The following is a 22,024-nucleotide window of genomic DNA, read 5'->3' as shown; positions in this document are numbered from 1 at the left end:
ACTAACCTCATGAAAAGTAAAATTATTTATTTTCTATTTTTCTTCTTTCCAATGCTGATGATGACAGCACAAGAAAGCGGAATTAAAGGAACGGTCATATCGTCCGACGACGGAATGCCGCTACCAGGAGCGACTATACTTATTTCAGGTACAAACACCAGTACAGTAACAGATTTTGATGGAAATTTTTCTTTCGGAAATATTAATTCAGATGCTGTAATTGTTGTTTCTTTTATCGGATACGCGCCACAATCGATTCCCGTTAAAGGGCAAAAATCATTCAGTATAACTTTAAAAGTAGACAACAATCAACTAAATGAAGTTGTCGTAACAGGATACTCCAAACAAAAGAAAACGGATATTACCGGAGCCGTTGCTGTTGTGAACATGAAGGAAGTCATGAAACAACCAGAACCAAACCCAATTAAAGCGTTACAGGGAAGGGTAGCGGGGGTGAAAGTTACTTCTGATGGATCTCCTAGTGGAGGAAATACAAAAGTGGTAATTCGTGGTGTAGGAACTTTAAACAATACTGATCCTCTTTATGTAATTGACGGAATGCCGACTAAATCAGGAATGCATGAATTAAATCCGAATGATATTGAAACCATTCAGGTTTTAAAAGATGCTTCTTCGGCAAGTATTTATGGTTCCCGTGCTTCAAATGGTGTAATTATCATCACTACCAAAAAAGGAAAAGAAGGCAAAATGAGGATCAATTTCAGCACGTATACTTCTATTTCTGATTATTCAAGAAAGCAAGAAGTGCTAAATGCCAATCAATTTGGTCAGGCTTTATGGCAGGCGAATATCAACGACGGATTAAATCCGAATAATAATAACCTGCGTTATCAATTTGACTGGTCGGTTAACAATAATAAACCAGAGTTAAACAAAGTTTTGGTTCCTGAATATTTAGATGCTAATCAAACGCTGAAAGCATCGAATACCGACTGGTACAATGAAATTTCGCAAACCGGAATTGCTGAATCTTATGATTTATCAGTTTCAAATGCATCAGACAAAGGAAGCTATGTTTTTTCATTAGGCTATTACGGAAGTGAAGGTGTTGTAAAAACGACTGATTTTGAGAGAGTCTCAGCCAGAATGAATGGCTCTTATAAATATTTTCATGGTAAATTGGTTATCGGAGAAAATTTTAGTTTCAATCGTACCAATGAAGTTACAGATCCGGGAGTTTTAGATCCTGCGCTTCGTGCTTTACCAATTATTCCGGTACGAACTGTTGATGGAAAAGGCTGGGGCGGGCCTGTTGGAGGAATGAATGACAGACAAAACCCGGTTCGGCTTTTAGAATATAACAAAGATAATAAGTACGATTATTTACGCCTTTTCGGAAATATGTATGCCGATTTAGAAATTATTAAAAACCTTCACATCAAAAGTAGTTTCGGTATCGATTACGGGTTTTATAAAAAACGTACGCTGCAAAGAAGTTACCAATCCGGTTATTTACAAAACGATCAGACATCGGTTACCATGGATCAGTCAGTAAGTGATAAATGGACCTGGACCAATACGGCTATTTACAGTTTAAATTTCGGAAAAAGCAATTTGAATTTAATGGCCGGAACTGAGATGTATAAAGATACTTTTGAGACCACAACTTTACGTAAAAACGACTTTTTGATTGAAACGCCTGACTATATGTATCCTGATGCAGGAACAGGAGAATCGTTTACAAGCGGAACTTCAACCGTATATTCATTGCTTTCTTATTTTGGAAAAGTAGATTATGAATTCGATAATCGTTACTTGCTTTCAGCTACAATTCGTCGTGATGGTTCGTCTCGTTTTGGAAAAAACAATCAATTTGGAACCTTTCCGGCAGTTTCAGCAGGATGGAGAATCAGTAATGAAAGTTTCATAAAAAATAATGCGCCCGTCTTTTCTGATTTAAAATTAAGAGCAGGATGGGGGCAAACCGGAAATCAGGAAATCAGCAATACTGCCGTTTACAGTTTGTATTTGGCCAGTTATGCAGGAGGAAGTCCAACCTGGGCAACTTCTTACGGAACAGCTTACGACATTGCAGGAAACGGAAACGGATTACTTCCTTCTGGTTTTATTGCAACACAATCCGGAAATGATGATTTAAAATGGGAAACGACCACGCAAACCAACATTGGTTTAGATTTCGGATTATTCAAACAAAAATTAAGCGGTTCTGTTGATTACTATATCAAGAAAACAGAAGACATCCTGGTTTTACCGCCTTATTTAGGAGTAATTGGTGAAGGTGGAAATCGCTGGGTAAACGGTGCTTCGATGGAAAATGAAGGATGGGAAGTTTCGTTGGGATACCATGACGAAACCTCATTTGGATTGAAATATGACATTTCGGCTAATATTTCTGCAAACAAAAACAAGATTACAGAATTGCCGGATGAAGTGAAAAATAATTACGGAGGAGACGGATTAAATGATAATATTTTAGGCCGCCCGATTAACTCGATGTACGGTTATGTTACTGACGGATTATTTAAAAGTCAGGGCGAAGTAGATAACTCGGCTATTCAGGAAGGAAAAGGTCTTGGTCGAATTCGTTACAAAGATTTAAATGGCGACGGAACCATTACAGATAAAGATCGTACCTGGATTGGTAATCCAAATCCGGGACTGACGTACGGATTTAATTTAGGATTAGGATATAAAAATTGGGATTTTACCACTTTCTGGGAAGGAGCAAGTGATGTTGATGTAATTAACAATACGAAATACCAAACAGATTTCTGGAGTGTTGACGACGTAGGGTCAAATAAAGGAACTCGTTTATTAAATGCTTGGTCTTTAGACAATCCAAATTCTACTATTCCCGCTTTAACCACAGTGGATCGAAATGCAGAGTCAAGATTTTCAACTTATTATGTAGAAAACGGAAACTATTTGAAACTGCGTGTTTTACAATTTGGATACAGTCTGCCAAAAGATTTATTGAAAAAAATGAATTTCGACAGCTTTAGATTGTACATCAGCGGACAAAATTTATTAATCATTGATGCTAAAAGCTTTACTGGTGTAGATCCTGAAAATGCGGGATTTGGATATCCACAGCCAACCACTTTCACAGCGGGTCTTAATTTTACTTTATAATAAAGATTAAATCAAAAAACATGAAAAAGATACTATATATAGCAGGGTTTTTAGTGATGGGAATATTTACTTCCTGTTCTGATTTTCTGGAAAATGATCCGCGTGGTGTGTTGTCTGAAGAAGATATTGTAACACCACAATCGGTAGAAGGATTTATGAATGCGGCTTACGCACAATTAGGAAACGACCATTATGATTCACCATATAGTTTATGGCCATTTGGAAATGTACGTTCTGACGATGCCTACAAAGGCGGAAGCGGAACAAATGATATTCAGGATTTTCACTTTTTTGAAGTCTCCAATAATATCAGACCGGATTTTGGTGAATTAGATAATTTCTGGTACATCAGTTATGTGGGGGTTTCAAGAGCGAATAAAGCCTTAAAAGCATTAGAACAAATTTCGGAAGCCGATTATCCGTTAAAGAAAACACGTATGGCTGAAATGCGTTTTTTAAGAGGACATTTTTACTTTATGCTGAAAATTATGTTCAGGAACGTTCCTTACATCACAGAAGACATTCCGATAGAAGAGTATAAAACGATCTCAAATAAGGCACTGTCAAACGAAGAACTTTGGAATAAAATTGCTGGAGATTTTCAGGCTGCCGCCGATGCTTTACCGGAAAATCAGCCGCAGGTTGGACGTGCTACTCAAAAAGCAGCTTATGCTTATCTGGCAAAAACCCGTTTGTATCAGGCTTATACGCAAGATGATAGTTATAAAGTAACAGGAATCAACCAACAGCATTTACAGGAAGTAATTGCTGCGACAGACAAAGTAATCGGAAAAGCAAGCTTGGAACCTGATTTTGCGAATAACTTTTTGCCGGGAACTTTTGAAAACGGAGCTGAATCGATTTTCTCAATTCAATTTTCAGATAATGATGGAACTTTATACGGAAGATTAAATTTTTCGGATGTCCTGTCAACTCCTCAGGGTTTGGGATGCTGCGATTTTCATAAGCCAAGCCAAAATTTAGTAAATGCTTTTAAAACGGGTTCAAATGGTCTGCCAGAATTTGACACCTATAACAATCAGGATTTTGACTATAAAAATATTGACGCCAATACGGTTGATCCAAGATTGTATCACACTGTTGCCATGCCGGGTTTGCCTTATAAATATGATCCGGAATTTTTATATGTGGAAGCCTGGGTAAGATCTCCGGGGACATACGGCTATTTTGCTTCATTAAAAGAAAACGTGGCGCCAAACTGTAGCTGTGTGGTAAATATTGATCCGTTTTACGGGAATTCAAAAAATAGAATCCAGATTCGTTATGCTGATGTGATTTTAATGCGTGCCGAAGCTTTGATTGAACTGGGAAGACAATCAGAAGCTTTACCATTAATCAATCAGATTAGAGAACGTGCGGCTCAGAGTACAGGACGACTTACGTATGTAAATAATTTTAAAATTAATACTTATGTTGACGGGGTTAATTGCAACTGGACACAGGATTTTGCCCGTAAAGCGATGCGTTTTGAGCGCCGTTTAGAATTGGCTATGGAAGGAAATCGTTTCTTTGATTTAGTTCGTTGGGGTGTTACAGATCAGGTATTGAATGATTTTTATGCAGGTGAAAAAACAAAACGCACCTATTATCAGGACGCCTTTTTTGATGCGCATAAGGAAGAGTATTGCCCGATTCCTTTGAAACAAATTAATTTCAGTCAGGGATTATACAAACAAAATCCGGGTTATTAATCTATTTAAGAACAGCAACATGAGAAAATTTATATATAAAAATTGGACCAGAGTGTCTTTGATACTGTCAATGTTTTTTATGGTTACCGCCTGCGAAAACAGTTTTGAGAGTAGTGGTTTTGATGTCAATTCACCGTCTAATGTAAATTCATTTAAAATAAATGGAGTTGCAGGCGAAATTGACCAGAAAACCGGAAAAATAAATGTCACGATGCCTTATGGATCAGACATCACAGCTGTAAAACCCGAAATAGTACTACAAGAAGGGTCAACATCAAATTTAGATCTAACAGTACCGACTAATTATTCAAATCCGGTAAAGTTTAGAGTGATTAATGGCAATTTGTACAAAGATTATACAGTCACCACTATGGTTTTAAGTCCTATTAAAAGTTTTACCATTAATGGAGTTGCAGCAACGGTAAACGATTTAAACAGGACCATTACCCTGACATTGCCAGAGGGTTCAAATTTAACAGCTTTAAAACCAATTATTGAATTGACAGAAGGAGTTTCCATTTCACCTGCATCCGGAGCTACGATTGATTTTACAAATGCTGTAACTTTCGTAATAACTTCTAAAGGAAAAAGCGTAAACTATACCGCTAACGTCGGTTTGCCGATAACTGGATTAGTAGTTGCCTTTTTAGGAACAGCTGCTACAAGAGCTGAAATTACTAATATGGACGAAGTTACTGCTGTTAATTGGTTCTTTTCAACTTTTAGCGGAGCGAAATATATTTCATTTAGCAGTGTTGAAAATGGTGCCGATTTAAGCGATGTTGATCTAATCTGGTGGCATTTTGATTCTGCTGCCAATTTACCGGCAGTTACATACAAACCTGCTGTCACTGCAGCTTTAAAGAATTTCAGAGCTAACGGTGGGAATTTACTTCTGACGTCTTTTGCCTCTCAATATGTAGATGCTTTGGGAATTGTTCCTTCAGGAAAAGGACCGAATAATGTTTTTGGGGATTTTCCTCCAAACGGATTTGTAGATGCAAACTCTTGGGGAATGTCGTTTAAAGGGCATGAAAATCATCCAATCTTTGAAGGTTTAACAACTTATGAAGCTGGAAAAGCGAATCTGTTACAAGGCGGAACTTTCAGATTAAACCATACCGCATGGTGGTTTGTACCGGAATGGGGAGGTTATGGTAATGGCGAAGGCTGGAGAAACCAAACAGGTGGAAACAACTTAGCCAGCGAGGCCTGGGATAATAATCTTGACGGAAGAGTTACCATTGCAGAGTTTCCAAATACATCAGCTAATAAAAATGTGATCGTGATTTCGATGGGAGCTTACGATTGGTATAATGAAACCAATAGCAGTGGAGTACCAAGTCAGGCCAATGAATTTATTACCAATATTAGGCTCTTGACACAAAACAGTATCAATTATTTAGCTAAAGATTAATCACTCTGAAACCAGCAAAATGAAATATAAAAATATAATAACAATAACTCTCCTGTTTTTTTCGCTTCTTTCCTGTAGTCAGGATGAAAATTATTCCGGAGGTTCAATTTCGGGTGGGGAGTCTGAGATAGCAAGTGTTTTTCCTGCGCCGCCGGCACAATGGATGGGAGCAAACGATCCGTATTTTAGTGCAGGATTTACAGGAGATATAATGCCATTCTTTGATAACGGAAAATTTCACATTTACTTTCTTCACGATGCACAGAATAAACCAGCCGGAAAAGGCTTTCATGATATTCATGAATTTTTAAGTACAGATTTAGCTCATTTTACCTACGAAGGGCAAACTATTCCATACGGCGAAAATACTGATCCTGATTTTGCCGTTGGCACGGGATCAGTTGTAAAAATCGGTAATCTTTATTATTTTTATTACACCGGACATAATGGTTTACCTGCTTTTTTGCAATCTAATGCCAGAGAGAGTGTATTGTGCGCGACAAGTACGGATTTAAAAAACTGGACAAAAATCCCTTTGTTTAAAATTACGGCGCCGGCAGGTTATTATAATTATGACTTCAGAGATCCTCATGTGTTTTATAATGAAGAATTGAAAAAGTATTCAATGATTGTCAGTACACAGACCGAACCGGGAAGAAAAGCAGTTTTATTGCATTTTACAAGTGCTGATCTGGCTTCAGGAATATGGGACGTTCAAAACCCGATATATACGACAACATCTCAGGAAAATTATTTGATGATGGAATGTGCCGACATATTTAAAATGGGTAATTATTGGTATCTGATTTTTTCTGAAAACTGGAGTAGTAATAAAGGAACACATTACAAAATGGCATCATCAATTAATGGCCCGTGGACCACACCACAAAATGACAGGATTGACGGGGAATATTTTTATGCCGGAAAAACAGCTTCTGATGGAAATAAAAGATATGTTTTTGGATGGAATGCCAGAAAAACTCCCGAGAACGATCTTGGAAATAAAGATTGGGCAGGTAATATGGTCATTCATGAATTGATACAAAATACTGATGGTACTTTAGGAATGCAATCGCCAAAAGCCGTTGTGGATTTATTTTCCAAGAAAAACAGCAGTGCAGAAGTAGATGCTACTTTAGGAAGTGTGACAACAAATAATGGAAATTATACTTTGTCAGGTACTGCAGATAAAGCAATGGTAACTTTTAAAGCTATCGGTAAAAAAGCCAAAATAAAAACAGAAGTTACCTTAGCAAATAATTCGGGTACTGCAGGAATTGTTTTTCATACCAATGATTCGGGCAGTTATTATAAAATAGCTTTTGATATTGCTAAAGGCAAAGTAATAGGGTACAATTCGGCTTCACAGGAAACTACCGGAATACCCTTTCAATTTCAGGCCAATGTTAAATATAATATTGAAATAATTGCAGAAGGAAGTGTTGTAGTGATTTACATTAACGGCAAAACAGCACTTACAAACCGTATTTACGGAAGAGACAAAAATAAATGGGGATTAATTGCAGAAGGACAGAATACTGTGATTTCAAATCTTCAGCTTACGCAACCAGAATAACATTAATAATAAATAATTTCAGAATGAATAACGGAAAAAACCTTAAGGCAGTGGCCTACGGAGAGGTGCTTTGGGATGTTTTTGCCAATGAAAAAAAGATTGGAGGGGCACCATTAAACGTGGCTTTGCGAATGAAAACAATAGGCTGCGAGGTGGCCATGATTAGTTGCGTGGGAAATGATGAAAATGGAAAAGCAATAGTTGATCACGTAAAAAGTTTAGGACTTGAGACAAATACAATTGTCACTTCAGAAGATTTTCCAACTGGTTTGGTCAATGTTACTTTAAATGATCGTGGATCAGCAACTTATGAAATTGCATATCCTGCGGCCTGGGATAAAATTGTTTTAAATGATCAGGCTAAAAAAAAGGTTGTGGAAGCTGATGTCTTAATTTATGGCAGTTTAGTCTGTAGGGATGAGGTGTCAAGGCTGGCTTTAGAATGGTTGTTAAATGTCAATATATATAAGGTTTTTGATGTTAATTTAAGGAAACCACATTATTCTTATGAAATGCTGGAGCAATTAATGAATGCTGCCAATTTTATTAAATTCAATGATGAGGAATTGTTAGAAATCACTGTAGCTATGAAGTCTCCCTTTAAAAGTTTGGAAGATAATATGAACTTAATTGCAGAGAGAACCGGAGTCAATGCTATGTGCGTCACAAGAGGCAAGCATGGAGCTTTGTTAATGTGGGAAGGTCAACTTTATGAAAACGGTGGCTATCCTATTCAGGTTGCCGATACAGTAGGAGCAGGAGATTCGTTTGTGGCAGCTTTGATTACATCACTGCTTACCGGAAAAGAACCTCAATACGCTATCGATTTTGCCTGTGCAATGGGGGCGTTAGTAGCTGAAGCACCTGGAGCCAATCCAGAGATTTCGTATTCTCAAATTGAAAAATTAATGTCTGGAATTAAAAATTAATTTTTGTTCTAAAAAGGTAACAATAGTATTCAATTGAATGAGTGGTTATGTTTTTAAAAGTTAAGCCTGATATCTTTTGATATCGGGCTTTTTTATGTAAATACACCATTTGTCGCACATAATGCTTCAAATGTTCTACCCTAATGAATTCAGGAAAATTACATTTACAACCTCGGAATTTACTGATTTCATGTAAATGAACTGGTAAAATTATAGTATGCAAAATAAATTATAATAAAAAAAATATAATCTACTATCACCTACATAATTTAACAACGCTGCAAAAACTTAAAAAACTATGATGAAAAAACAAATTAAAAAATATGCCTTTTTACTGCTAATTGTGTTTGGAAATGGATACGCGCAATCAAAAAAATACCTGGATACCAGTAAACCAATTGAAGACCGGATTTCAATTTTAATGAAAGAAATGACATTAGAAGAAAAAGTAGGGCAAATGAATCAATACAATGGTTCATGGGATGTTACAGGTCCAAAACCCGAATCAGGTTCTAATGAAGAAAAATACAATAATATAAAGAAAGGATTGGTAGGTTCTATGCTAAGTGTACGAGGCGTTAAAGAAGTAAGGGCCGTACAAAAAATTGCTGTTGAAGAAACCCGTCTTGGCATTCCGTTACTTTTTGGTTTTGATGTGATACATGGTTATAAAACTCTCAGCCCTATCCCGTTGGCAGAAGCTGCAAGTTGGGATTTAGAAGCCATTAAAAATTCGGCGCATGTTGCTGCTATAGAAGCTTCTGCTTCAGGATTAAACTGGACTTTTGCACCTAATGTAGATATCTCGAATGATGCAAGATGGGGACGCGTAATGGAAGGTGCCGGAGAAGATCCTTATCTGGGCAGCAAAATTGCTACTGCTCGTGTTAAAGGGTTTCAGGGAGAGAGCTTAAGTGCTAACACCTCTATTATTGCTTGCGCCAAACATTTTGCAGGTTATGGTTTTGTAGAAGCAGGCAGGGAATACAATAGTGTCGACATGAGTAATTCTAAATTGTACAATAGTGTATTACCACCTTTTAAAGCGACTGTCGATGCCGGAATTCGTACTTTCATGAATTCATTTAATACATTAAATGGAGTTCCGGCAACCGGAAATAGTTTTTTGCAAAGAGACATTTTAAAAGGAGCCTGGAAATTTGATGGTTTTGTCGTTTCTGACTGGGCTTCTATAGCCGAAATGATTACCCACGGTTACGCAGTCGATGCAGCCGATGCCGCTCAAAAAGCCGCTGTTGCAGGCTCTGATATGGATATGGAATCAAATGTTTATGTAACAGAATTGGCCAATTTGGTAAAAAAAGGATTGGTAAAAGAAAATGTGATCGACGATGCTGTTCGCAGAATTCTTAGAGTAAAATTTGAATTAGGTTTGTTTGATAATCCATACAAATATTGTGATGAATCCCGTGAAAAATCAAGTATTGGAAACAAGGCCAATAATGAAGCTGTTCTGGATATGGCTAAAAAATCAATAGTTTTATTGAAGAATGATAAAAAACTGTTGCCATTAAAAAAAGAAGGAGTGAAAATCGCTTTAATTGGTGCTTTGGCAAATGATAAAACCAGTCCGCTCGGAAGTTGGAGAATTGCGGCTGATGATAATACAGCTATATCGGTTCTTGAAGGAATGCAGCAATATAAAAACAACACTTTGGTTTATGAAAAAGGAACTGATGTGGCATTAAATAAACAAGTATTTGTTGATGAAGTAAAAATTAATACAACTGATTTTTCCGGATTTGAAGCTGCGAAAAATGCAGCCAAACAAGCAGAAGTTGTGGTAATGGTTTTAGGAGAAATTGGTTTTCAAAGTGGTGAAGGACGCAGTAGAACTGAATTAGGTCTGCCTGGGAATCAGCAGCAATTATTAGAGGAAGTTTACAAAGTAAATCCTAATATTATTTTGGTTTTAAATAACGGGCGTCCGCTGGCATTACCGTGGGCAGCAGAAAATATTCCTGCTATTGTTGAAGCATGGCAGTTAGGTACCCAATCCGGAAATGCAATTGCACAGGTTTTGTACGGAGATTACAACCCAAGTGGTAAGCTGACAATGTCATTCCCAAGAAACGTAGGACAGTGTCCAATTTATTACAATTTGTACAATACAGGACGACCAGCCAATAAAGATCAAAACGCTTTTTGGTCTCATTATATTGATGTCGAAAAAACACCATTATATCCATTTGGTTATGGATTAAGCTATACTTCCTTTGAATATAAAAATCTGAAATTAGCAAAAACTTCCTTCCAGAAAGGAGAAAAAATTGAACTAAGTGTTGATGTTACCAATACCGGAAATGTTGATGGAAAAGAAATAGTTCAATTATATGTAAATGATGCTGTTGCCAGTGTGGTTAGACCTGTTAAGGAATTAAAAGGTTTTGAGCTTATTGCATTAAAAAAAGGAGAAACAAAAACCGTTCAGTTTACTTTAACAGATAAGGAACTTGGATTTTATGACAACAATGGTAATTTTTTAACCGAAGCCGGTTTGTTTAATATTATGGTAGGCTGGAATTCTAATGAAGGTCTTACCACTAAATTCGAACTAAAATAAATGCTAATGAACTTAAAAACAAAAAAATAACTTCGGGATTTAATTTATTTTTAAGCAATCTACAGCCTGAGTACGATTAATCCTTTTGAGGCCATTAATCTACTCAGGTTTTTAGCAATATGGTAAATCTGGATAAAAAAAGTAAGTGTTCTGTTTAGTTTTATTAATATTGTTTTAGATATGATTAAATAAAAATCAATTATAAATTTTATTTCAAATAGAATTGATAAATATTAAAATGTAAATGAAAAATATCAAATATATTCTTCTGTGTTGCTTTGGGCTTATAAATTGTCTGTTTTCTCAGGATAAATTTGAAAACTACCAATTTAGAAGCATACAGGAAACTACTTCAAAAAGAGCTATTTCGTCTATAATTCAGGATCAAAATGGTTTTATTTGGATAGGTACAAACGGCGCAGGATTATATCGATATGACGGGGTAAATTATTTTGGATATAAACATGATAAAAAATCAGGTTCAGTAAACAGTAACTTTATCTATGCCACTTTTATTGATTCTAAAAATAACTTATGGATTGGTACAGATGAAGGTTTATGTTTATACAATAGGGATCTGGATAATTTTACTAAAATCAATATTCAGGATGCAATTGTAAAAGGCTATAAACAGCCAATTACTATAAAAACAATTATTGAAGATAACAATGGCGACATAATTTTAGGTGCTTATGGTTTTGGATTATTTAAACTAAATGTAAAAACTTTAAAAGCATCCTTAGTTCACTCAAAAGTTTTAGAAAAACCAAATTTTTTAATCAAATGTTCTGTAAAAAATAAGCAGGGAATTATTTATTTAGGAACCAGTTATGGACTTTTAGAGATAGATGTAAACGGAAAAGTAAAACATGTTTATAAAGACAAGTTTAAAAGAGAACCTTTGTTAGATGATACAGAAAGTGTAGTTATAGACAAATTTGGATATTTATGGTTGGGAACGACTGAAAATGGCCTGATAAAAATTAAACCTGAAACGGATAACTATCAATTTGAGAATTTTTTTATTACTAAAAATAAAATCTTATCTATTATACAAAGTAGTCAGGATTATATACTTTGCGGTACAGAAAATGATGGATTATTAGTTGTAAATTATAAAGGAGAAGTACTTCAAAAATACCTGCACAGTAAATACAATAATTTTAGTTTAAAGTCGAATTCCGTATGGTCCTTATACGAAGACAAGGAAAAAAGACTTTGGCTAGGTTATTTCAATAAAGGGCTTGGAGTATTTGATAAGCCTAATAATAAATTTAATTCACTTGAGTCACTTGTTAATAATGATAATTCCTTGCAAACAAGCTATGTAACATCAGTTATAAAAGATAAAAAGGGTAATCTGATAATAAGTAATGAAGGCGGCGGACTTGATATTTATAATCTTTCGGCTAAAACCTATATCCATGTTAACAAAAACAATCAAAGTTACTATTCCGGTCTTGATGCTGTTGATATTCAGACTATATTCATAGATAGTAAACAAAATATCTGGGTAGGAAGCTGGGATCGCGGTATCTATTTTTTGAAAAATGGAACTACCAGATTCATAAACTATAATACGACAAATACTTCCGGATTAAAATCAAATAGGATTTTTAGTTTTTCTGAAGATTCCGGAGGCCGAATCTGGATTGGAACTTTCATAAAAGGACTTCATTATTTTGACAATAAGAACAATACATTCGTTCATTGTGATACTAAACCCTTTGCAGATAACGCTTTAGACGAAGCCTTTATTCGTAAAGTTTTTGTTGACTCTGATAATATTTTATGGGTGGGAACAATTTTAGGGCTATATCAGGTACACTTAAATGCCGATTACGGTTTTAGAGTGATAAACATGCGAGATGAAATGTTCAGGGATAAAACGAAATATAAAGGTATTCAGACCATTTTATCAATTTATGAGTCAAACGATAAAAAAATATGGATAGGTACAGATGGTGAAGGACTTTTTAGTTATAATAAAAAAAATAAGATCTTTTCTGATTATGATGATTTTCCAGGTTTTGAAGAAAAATCAGTCCGCGCCATCATTTCTGATAATAATGGATCTTTATGGATAAGCGGTGGATCCGGGCTGACAAAACTCGATTTTAAAAACAAACAAAGTACAAATTTCAATAAAGATGATGGTCTTGTTGATAACGATTTTAATAATAATGCAGTCTTTAAAGATGGAAATGGAGAACTGTATTTTGGTGGTTATGAAGGAGTAAACTATTTTAATCCCAATGAAATTAAAAAAACAGAAAAAGCACCAAGGCTGTATTTTAGTGATTTCAAATTATTTAATAAATCTGTAAAGCCAAATGAAGAGGGTTCGCCATTAACCAAAGTAATTTCTCAGACAAAAGAAATTACTCTCAATCATGCGCAATCGGTTTTTACGATCGAATATGTGGGGATAAATTATAATTATTCTAAAAAAAACCAATACGCCTATTATCTTGAAGGTTTTGAGAAAGACTGGAATTATGTAGGCAATAACAGAACAGCTACATACACCAATTTGGAACCTGGTAATTATGTTTTTAAAGTAAAATCGGCCAATGCAGATGGTTCCTGGAGTAATGTTCAGCTAGAGCTAAAAATTAAAATCCTTCCTCCGTGGTGGAAAACCATTTGGGCTTATTTAATATACGCCTCTATTTTAATTTTCCTGATTATATATTTCAACAAAATTTATCAAAATCGTTTTAAAGCCAGACAATCCATAATATTAGAAAGAGAAAAAACAATTCAGTTAGAGAAATTAAATAATAAAAAATTACAGTTTTTCACTAATATTTCGCATGAATTCAGAACACCATTAACCTTAATTATTAACCCTCTCGAAGATATTTTAAGAAGTAAAAACGTATCGCGCGAAATACATAACAAATTAAAAACTGTACACAAAAGCTCAGACAGGCTTTCAAGGCTTATCAATGAGCTTATGGATTTTAATAAATTAGAGTTCAACAAAATTTTCCTTCAGGTTAAAAAAATTGAAGTGATCGCATTTGTAAAAGAAATTATAGGTTATTTTGATGAGGAAGCAGCTGCGAGAAACATAACTATTGATTTCGAATCAGAACTTGAAGAGCTTGAAGATTGGTTAGATCCTAAAATGCTGGAAAAAATAATATTCAATATTATCTCAAACGCTTTTAAATTTACTCCCGATGATGGTTTTATTGCTATTTCTATAGAAAAATTAGATGAGGATAGTTCCTTAATAATTAATGGAAGTAAAATTCCATCCTTTTCAATAACAATTACAGATACAGGTTCAGGAATCTACAAAGAGGATTTGAAAAGAATTTTTGATCGATTTTATCAGGTTAATAACCTAAATAAAGATTACTACGGCAGCACCGGAATTGGCTTAGAGGTTGTAAAAGAATTTGTTGAGCTTCATAAAGGAAAAATTGATGTTGAAAGTACACCGGGAGAAGGAACAAAATTCATGGTAACATTTCCTTTAGGCAACTCTTTTTATAAGGAAAATGAAGTAGTCAATGAAGTTTTTGAAATAGAAAAAAATAAAAATAAGTTCTTGTTTGAATCGAATAAATATCAGGCAGATGATGAAGACATTCCTGACGAGCCAATGAAAGAAATTGCGGCAGATACTGCAAAAGCATATACCGTTTTGATTGTTGAAGACAATCTTGAATTACGGAATTATCTGAAAACAGAATTGAGTAAATCATATAAAGTTATTACCGCCGAAAACGGAAAAAAAGGTTACGAACTGGCCGTTCAGAAATTACCGGATATCATAATTACAGATGTTATTATGCCAGTAATGGACGGATTGCAGTTGTGTAAAAATATAAAAGGAGATTTAAAAACAAGTCATATTCCGTTATTGATGCTCTCTGCAAAAGCAATGGTACAAGACAGGATTGAAGGAATAGACTCTGGTGCAGATATGTATTTGAGCAAACCATTTGAATTGGATATTTTAAAATCCAGTCTGGCACAGCTTATTACAAGCAGACAAATAATGTTTAAGAAGTTTTATACCGGTATCACAAAAGATGGAAAAGAAAAAACCACTTCTTTAGACAATGATTTCATTCAGAAAATCCTTCATTTTATTAATGAAAACCTGAGCGAATCTGACTTAAGTGTGGAGTTGCTTTCTTCTAAAGTTTTCCTGAGCAGGAGTCAATTGTATCGAAAAATAAAAACGCTAACAGGTGTTTCAGTAAATGAGTTTATTAGAAATGTACGATTAGAAAAAGCAAAACAATTGCTCGAGCAAGGCAATAATACTATTAATATTAATGAAATTAGTTATAAAGTAGGATTCACTTCCCCTTCTTATTTTGCCAAATGTTATAAAATTAAATACGGGCATCTCCCTACACAGGAAATTGGATCTAAGGAATAAAGAAAAAAGATTAAAGAAGAAAGAATATAGAATAAAGATAAAAAAGCTTCATTAAAGCTCATATAATTTTACAAGCCTCGATTTAAAATCGGGGCTTTTTTTTGTTTAGCGTGTTTCGAAAAAAGTACTTTTTTGAATTTTTCTCAAACTTGTTATTTTAATAAAAATACTACAATATAATTTCGCATAATATATTTTAAAGTATGATTTTTTACCAATACTTCATTAGTCGTTTAACGGTTTTTATCTGTTATTCATTAAATCCAGAGGGTTCAAATGCTGTTTTGCATCAAATGATGCATGATTTGCTTCATCTGTTCTACACTTGGACTGCTGTAGATTTTACTTTCGTTAAGAAATATTTAAGAAATAGTTTTTTATCAAAACTTATACAATGAGCTAGACAAAAACAACCCATTAAATATTTTATACAAACTAAAACAACTAATTATTTAACTCAACTCAAAACCAAATTTTATGCAGAAAAGAACATTAAAAAAACTATTGTGTTTAATAGTGTGTATGTGGGGAAATTTTTTCTTTGCTCAAACTGTTAAAGGTAAAGTAACATCTGGCGGAATCAGTCTGCCGGGTGTTAGTGTAGTAGTACAAGGAACAAAAAACGCAACAGTTACCGATTTCGACGGTAGTTTTGCCTTAAACAACGTCGAACCAACGGCTTCATTGCTTTTTAGTTATGTAGGATATAAAAATTTAATACTGCCCGCAAAATCAGTCATGCAGGTTGTTATGGTTAATGACCTGGAAAAATTAAATGAGGTTGTTGTGATAGGATACGGAACTTCAAAAAGAAAAGATATAAACGGTGCTGTTTCTTCTATTAAAGCTTCTGAAATTCAGGACAAACCGTTTACTTCTATCGATCAGGCACTAGTGGGTAAGGCCGCAGGTGTAAACGTTACTCAAAATTCAGGTACTCCCGGAGGCGGAATCTCTGTTCAAATTAGAGGAATAACTTCCATTAACGGTAACGAACCTTTATATGTTATTGACGGAACACCCGTTTTTGCTGATAAAAACAACGACTCTTTTTCATTCAGCGCATTAGGCGGAGGAAGCGGACAAACTAAAAATTCTGCTTTATCAGGTTTGAATATTTCTGATATCGAAACCATTGATATTTTAAAAGATGCATCAGCAACGGCTATTTATGGTGCCAATGGTGCCAATGGTGTCGTTTTGATTACAACCAAAAAAGGAAAAAAAGGAAAATCAAAGTTTACCTATGAAACCTATTTAGGAACTCAGCAGGTAACAAATACAGTTGATGTTTTAAACTTGCCAAAATATGCTGCTTATCAGGCAAAAATTTTCAAATTAAACGGTGAGCCTGTTCCGTATCAATATCAAAAGCCTAATTTATTAGGTAATGGAACAAACTGGCAGGATGAACTTTTTAGAACCGCTACAATGTACAATCATCAGCTGTCATTTTCCGGTGAAAAAGAAGGAACACGTTTTTATACCTCTTTAAATTATTTTGATCAGGAAGGAATTGTTCTAAACTCAGATTTCAACAGATTATCAATGCGATTAAATGTAGATTCTAATGTTAAATCCTGGCTAAAGATTGGTAATAACTTATCTGTAAGTAAGTCGTCTCAACAAGTAGTAAGAAACGATGATAGAGGTGGTTTGGTTATGAACACCTTAAGACAATCGCCGGAATTACCGGTTAGATACGCCGATGGTTCTTATGCGGGACCAACAAGTGGTTTAGGGTCTTCTGCAAATGAAGCAACAAACCCAATTGCTTTATCGGAATACAATAATTCAACTACAGAAAGATTTAAAATTAATGGTAATTTATTTGCTGATTTCACGATTATCAAAGGATTAGTTTTTAGATCTGAATTAGGTTATGATCTGAATTTTTCAAAAAGCAGTGCTTTTGCGCCTAAATATACTTTAGGAAATGTGTCTGAACTTTTAAACAAATCTTTCAAACAGCAGGATCAAAGTTATTATTGGAACATTAAAAACTATCTGACGTATAATAAAACGCTAAATGAAAATCACAATTTTACTTTCTTATTAGGTCAGGAAGCCCAGGAAAGCCGCTATGAATATTTAAGCGGTTACAGAACGGGTGAGTTTTTAAATAAGGATTTTACGAACTTAAACATTGGAGATATTGATACTGCACTTAACGGCAATGGTTCCGGCAGATGGTCGATGGCATCTTATATTTCGAGATTAAACTATAGCTTTTCTGACAGATATTCTTTCTCTGCGTCTTTAAGAGCTGATGCTTCGTCAAATTTTGGACCTAACAACAAATGGGGATATTTCCCGTCATTTTCAGGAGGATGGACAGTAAGTAACGAAAAGTTCTTTGAGCCTTTATCAAAGACTATAAATTATTTAAAATTCAGGGCAGGTTATGGTCTTGTAGGAAATCAAAATATTCCGGCAAACAGATATCAAACCATACTATCGTTACTTTCATCCCCCTTTGGAGGTGTGTCACCAACAATTGATAACTTAGGCAATCCGGATATTAAATGGGAATCTCTTAAATCTTTCAATGCCGGTTTTGAATTAGGATTATTTGATAACAGAGTAAAAATAGATTTTGACTATTATGTTAAGAATTCTTCAGATTTCCTGACCAAACAAATCAACGATGAATCAAATCAAAGTGCACTTAATTACTACCTCAATACAGGTGAAATTGTAACTAAAGGAGTCGAATTTACATTGAATACAAGAAATATTGTTACCGAAAATTTCACATGGGACAGTACAATTATTTTATCTAAATACAATAATGAGCTGACCAGTTTTCAGGGTCAGGGCAAATCTTTGTTAGGGAAAGTACAATTCGATTTATATAACGTTACCAGAACAACAGAAGGACAGCCGGTAGGACAATTTTATGGATACGTTACTGACGGATTATTTAAAAATGCTGCCGAATTAGCTGCAGGACCAACTCAGGAAACAGGAACCGGAATTGGAGATATTCGTTTTAAAGATCTTAACAGTGATGGAAAAATCGATAGTAAAGATCAAACAGCCATAGGAGATGCAATTCCTGATTTTACGTATGCATTTACCAATAATTTTAAATACAAGAACATCAGTTTATCTGTTGTTTTAACAGGAAGTCAGGGCAACCAGATCTACAATTTTACGCGCCATTATACAGATGGTATTTATCCGGGATTTGGAGATCGTTTTGGAAACGTTAGTACTGAGGCATTAAGTGCTTTTGAACCTGGAGTAAACGAAAATACAGATGTACCCCGAATCACACTTAATGATCCAAACGGTAATGGCAGAATTTCAAATCGATTTGTTGAAGATGGCTCTTATTTAAGAATTCAGAATGTTTCATTGAGCTATGATTTACCAGAAAAGATATTCGAAAAATCTATTTTCTCTAAAGTAAGAGTATACGCAAATGTTCAAAATTTATACACGTTTACTAAATACTCCGGTTTTGATCCTGCCCTTGGAAATTTAGATCAAAATATAACCCTAAGCGGTATTGATTTAGGAAGATATCCTGTGCCAAGAACAATTTCTATGGGAGTGAATTTAGAATTCTAAAATTGATAAAAAAACACATTTAACTTAATGATTCATAATCGTTAACATAAAAAAAAATAGTTATGAAAAAACTTTTTAAACTTTTTATGATGGGAATGCTAATACCATTACTGTCTTTATTTTCCTGTTCAGATGATTTTTTGGATGCACCATCTGAAAATCAATTAACTCCGGCAGACTTACCCGAAGGAGTAACCGCTTTTGACGGAATCGCAGAGAGTTTGTACTTTAAGCCGTGGTTTACTTTTAATGATAAATTCCTGATTGCTGTAGGAGATATGTATGCGGGAAATGCTTTTTCATTTGATGGTGCCTATGCACAATTTAAAGATGCCCAGGTAACCTCGCAAAACCCAATTCTGACAGAAGGATACGTTTCGTTATTTTCGGTTGTCGATCAATCCAATAATTTAATGAGTCTGGTTGAAGAAAGAAAAAGCGAATTGCCTGAAGCATCGTATAAAAAAGCTATTGCAATATCCAGATTTATGAGAGCCAATGCCTATTTCTATCTCGTGAGAACTTTTGGTGCTGTGCCTATTATTAGCAAAGCCGGTTCTGCTGCACAGCCAAAAAGAAATCTCGTTTCGGATGTGTACAAATTTATAAAACAGGATTTGGAATATGCTGTTGAAAATCTACCTGAACAACCATTAAAAAAAGGGTATGTTACGAAATTTGCCGCTATGGGTATTCTTGCAAAAGTGCATTTAACCTTAAATGAATACGGAGAAAGTTCAGCCTTAACCCAGCAAATTATTGGAAACCAATATAAATTAATCCAGGAATATGGAAACTTATTTAGCAGCCCTGAAAATAATAATAGCGCAGAGAGTATGTTTGCCTTGCAATGGAAAGCGATTGCTACAGAATGGGGAACACAAAATACAAACCAGGCCTATATAGTTCCGGGAGGTACAGGAATAACCGGTGGCGGCGACGGATGGGGAGTTTATCTGCCTTCTATCTCACTACAAGCTGGATTTGAGCCAAAAGATACCAGAAAAAAGAACACGATTATGACAGATGGTGACTTTTATCCTGAATTATTAAAAAATCAAGGTGGTTTCACGTACAAAAAAATCCTTTCTTCTACAGGAGCTAATTTCAGAAAATACATTGTAGGTTCTGCAGCAGAAAGAAACGATGTGTTTTTTATGAGAACATCACAAAACACGATTATACTAAGATATTCTGATGTTTTGTTAATGCATGCCGAAGCGATTTTGGCCGGAGCAGGTTCTACTACTTCTGCAGCTGCTTTAAGCGCTTTTAATGAAGTGAGATCAAGAGCCGGATTACCAGCTAAAACAATACTTACCAGAGAGGATCTGTTTAATGAAAGAAGAGTCGAATTTGCACTTGAAGGACAGTATTTCTTTGATTTAAAACGCCGTGGTATTGCTGAAGCTACAGCAATTATTTCACAGCAGGAAGTTGGTTTTTATTCTGATGATGCCAGAACTGAATTGGTTTCCAGAAAGATAACTCCTGGCAATAATTATTTTGAATTGCCATTACCTCAATCTGCTATTGATACTAATCCATCATTATTAGAACCACCGGTTCCTTTTAACTTCAATTAATTTTTATACTATGATCAATAAAATAAAATATAGAATTATAATTCTTTTGGCTCTGGTTTCTTTTACAGCTTGCCAAAATGATGATAATAGTACTACTGCAACTATAGATGCAATGGTTGCTGAACCCGGAGATTTACTTAATCAGGCTTTTCCGTTAAATAAAGTTAGGGTCGAAGGTGAAGGTTTAGCGGGATTAAAAAAGATTACGCTGGATAATAAAATTAATATCAGTTTTAATCCTAATCATAATTCAGATAAAGCATTTATTTTTACGATTCCTTTTGACGAAAAACTAGGAAGCAGATTTGGTGTACAACCCATTACATTTGAAACAGCTGCCGGTTCATTTACAAAAGATATCGAGATTTTACAACCTGTTCCTACCGTTACAAAAACAATTCCGGCTGTAGCAACTCCGGGATTTCCGCTGGAAATTGAAGGCACCTGGTTTTATAATATTTCTTCGGTAACCTTAGGAGGAAAAGCATTAAATTATACTCTAAAATCATCTTCTTCAATTATTATCGGTTTACCTGCAGATGCAGTTTCAGGATCAGAATTAATAATCACTACTCCGGGAGGTACAGCAAAAACAACAATAAATTTTGCCACACTAGTTATAGTATCTGATTTTGACGGAAATGGTGTCAGAACGAGTTGGAATTCTTATGGCGATATCGATAGTTTTAACGCAAATACTGCAGGTGGTCCAACAGGTAATTATGCAGCACTTGCATGGACTGGTTCAACTGCCAACGGTTACAACGGAAGCAGCGCCGGAGGAGGAACTAGTTTTCTAAGTACATCAAACACTGATGCTGCAAGAACTTTTATAGATATTGACGTTAGTGCCAATGTAATAGGCGCTCAATTTGCCATACAATTAAACACCATCGATGGTAAAGATTATGGTTATAATTTTAAAATAACCGATATAAATTGGACAACAAAAACCATAACCTTAGCTGATTTTAAAGATAATTATGGGTTTGGACTGCCTGCTACTACGCTGGACGCTTCTAAAGTTAATGAAATCAAAGTAGGAATTGTACAGAGTGATACGCCAAATCCTAGTGTGATAAAATTTGACAATATTAAAATTCGTTACCAATAATTGAGGATTGT

At 34.9% G+C, this 22,024-nt stretch carries 10 protein-coding genes; all 10 read left to right on the top strand.

What is annotated here, in order from left to right; translation table 11 throughout:
* Positions 1–9 precede the first annotated feature (9 nt).
* The 10 genes from EV143_RS04040 (at position 10) to EV143_RS03995 (ending at position 22,013) form a co-directional block, all read left to right on the top strand.
* Complete coding sequence (locus EV143_RS04040; protein WP_133506694.1) at positions 10–3,114, top strand: SusC/RagA family TonB-linked outer membrane protein; 3,105 nt, start codon at positions 10–12, stop codon at positions 3,112–3,114.
* Positions 3,115–3,134: 20 nt separating this feature from the next.
* Positions 3,135–4,826: a RagB/SusD family nutrient uptake outer membrane protein gene (locus tag EV143_RS04035; RefSeq protein WP_133506693.1), complete on the top strand. Its 1,692-nt coding sequence runs from the start codon at positions 3,135–3,137 to the stop codon at positions 4,824–4,826.
* Between the two features lie 19 nt (positions 4,827–4,845).
* On the top strand, positions 4,846–6,243 hold the full coding sequence (locus tag EV143_RS04030; protein ID WP_133506692.1) for a DUF4960 domain-containing protein: 1,398 nt from the start codon (positions 4,846–4,848) through the stop codon (positions 6,241–6,243).
* Positions 6,244–6,262: 19 nt separating this feature from the next.
* Positions 6,263–7,819 carry a glycoside hydrolase family 32 protein gene (locus tag EV143_RS04025; RefSeq protein WP_133506691.1) on the top strand — a complete coding sequence of 519 codons (1,557 nt, stop codon included), beginning with the start codon at positions 6,263–6,265 and terminating at the stop codon, positions 7,817–7,819.
* A 23-nt stretch (positions 7,820–7,842) separates the two neighbouring features.
* Positions 7,843–8,748 (top strand): carbohydrate kinase family protein, encoded by a 906-nt coding sequence (locus EV143_RS04020; protein WP_133507161.1) that lies wholly within the window; start codon positions 7,843–7,845, stop codon positions 8,746–8,748.
* A 301-nt stretch (positions 8,749–9,049) separates the two neighbouring features.
* The gene (gene bglX / locus EV143_RS04015) at positions 9,050–11,332 is read left to right on the top strand and encodes a beta-glucosidase BglX (RefSeq protein WP_133507160.1); all 2,283 of its coding nucleotides are present in this window, start codon (positions 9,050–9,052) and stop codon (positions 11,330–11,332) included.
* Between the two features lie 244 nt (positions 11,333–11,576).
* A complete protein-coding gene (locus tag EV143_RS04010) occupies positions 11,577–15,737 on the top strand; it encodes a hybrid sensor histidine kinase/response regulator transcription factor (protein WP_133506690.1) in 4,161 nt (1,386 codons plus the stop codon).
* A gap of 477 nt (positions 15,738–16,214) precedes the next feature.
* Complete coding sequence (locus EV143_RS04005) at positions 16,215–19,313, top strand: SusC/RagA family TonB-linked outer membrane protein (RefSeq protein WP_133506689.1); 3,099 nt, start codon at positions 16,215–16,217, stop codon at positions 19,311–19,313.
* Positions 19,314–19,375: 62 nt separating this feature from the next.
* Positions 19,376–20,899 carry a RagB/SusD family nutrient uptake outer membrane protein gene (locus EV143_RS04000; RefSeq protein WP_133506688.1) on the top strand — a complete coding sequence of 508 codons (1,524 nt, stop codon included), beginning with the start codon at positions 19,376–19,378 and terminating at the stop codon, positions 20,897–20,899.
* Positions 20,900–20,909: 10 nt separating this feature from the next.
* Positions 20,910–22,013 (top strand): hypothetical protein, encoded by a 1,104-nt coding sequence (locus EV143_RS03995; RefSeq protein ID WP_133506687.1) that lies wholly within the window; start codon positions 20,910–20,912, stop codon positions 22,011–22,013.
* Positions 22,014–22,024: the final 11 nt, after the last annotated feature.

The organism is Flavobacterium chryseum (genome assembly GCF_004362015.1).
Lineage (GTDB): Bacteria > Bacteroidota > Bacteroidia > Flavobacteriales > Flavobacteriaceae > Flavobacterium.
Note: the sequence above shows the minus strand (reverse complement) of the source record. Positions and strands in the feature narration are given on the sequence as shown.

Bases quoted from the DNA above. Each gene is read 5' to 3' on its own strand.
- EV143_RS04035 (WP_133506693.1), top strand. From the start codon at position 3,135: ATGAAAAAGATACTATATATAGCAGGGTTTTTAGTGATGGGAATATTT.
- EV143_RS04010 (WP_133506690.1), top strand. From the start codon at position 11,577: ATGAAAAATATCAAATATATTCTTCTGTGTTGCTTTGGGCTTATAAAT.
- EV143_RS04000 (WP_133506688.1), top strand. From the start codon at position 19,376: ATGAAAAAACTTTTTAAACTTTTTATGATGGGAATGCTAATACCATTA.
- EV143_RS04005 (WP_133506689.1), top strand. From the start codon at position 16,215: ATGCAGAAAAGAACATTAAAAAAACTATTGTGTTTAATAGTGTGTATG.
- bglX (WP_133507160.1), top strand. From the start codon at position 9,050: ATGAAAAAACAAATTAAAAAATATGCCTTTTTACTGCTAATTGTGTTT.
- EV143_RS04030 (WP_133506692.1), top strand. From the start codon at position 4,846: ATGAGAAAATTTATATATAAAAATTGGACCAGAGTGTCTTTGATACTG.
- EV143_RS04025 (WP_133506691.1), top strand. From the start codon at position 6,263: ATGAAATATAAAAATATAATAACAATAACTCTCCTGTTTTTTTCGCTT.
- EV143_RS04040 (WP_133506694.1), top strand. From the start codon at position 10: ATGAAAAGTAAAATTATTTATTTTCTATTTTTCTTCTTTCCAATGCTG.
- EV143_RS03995 (WP_133506687.1), top strand. From the start codon at position 20,910: ATGATCAATAAAATAAAATATAGAATTATAATTCTTTTGGCTCTGGTT.
- EV143_RS04020 (WP_133507161.1), top strand. From the start codon at position 7,843: ATGAATAACGGAAAAAACCTTAAGGCAGTGGCCTACGGAGAGGTGCTT.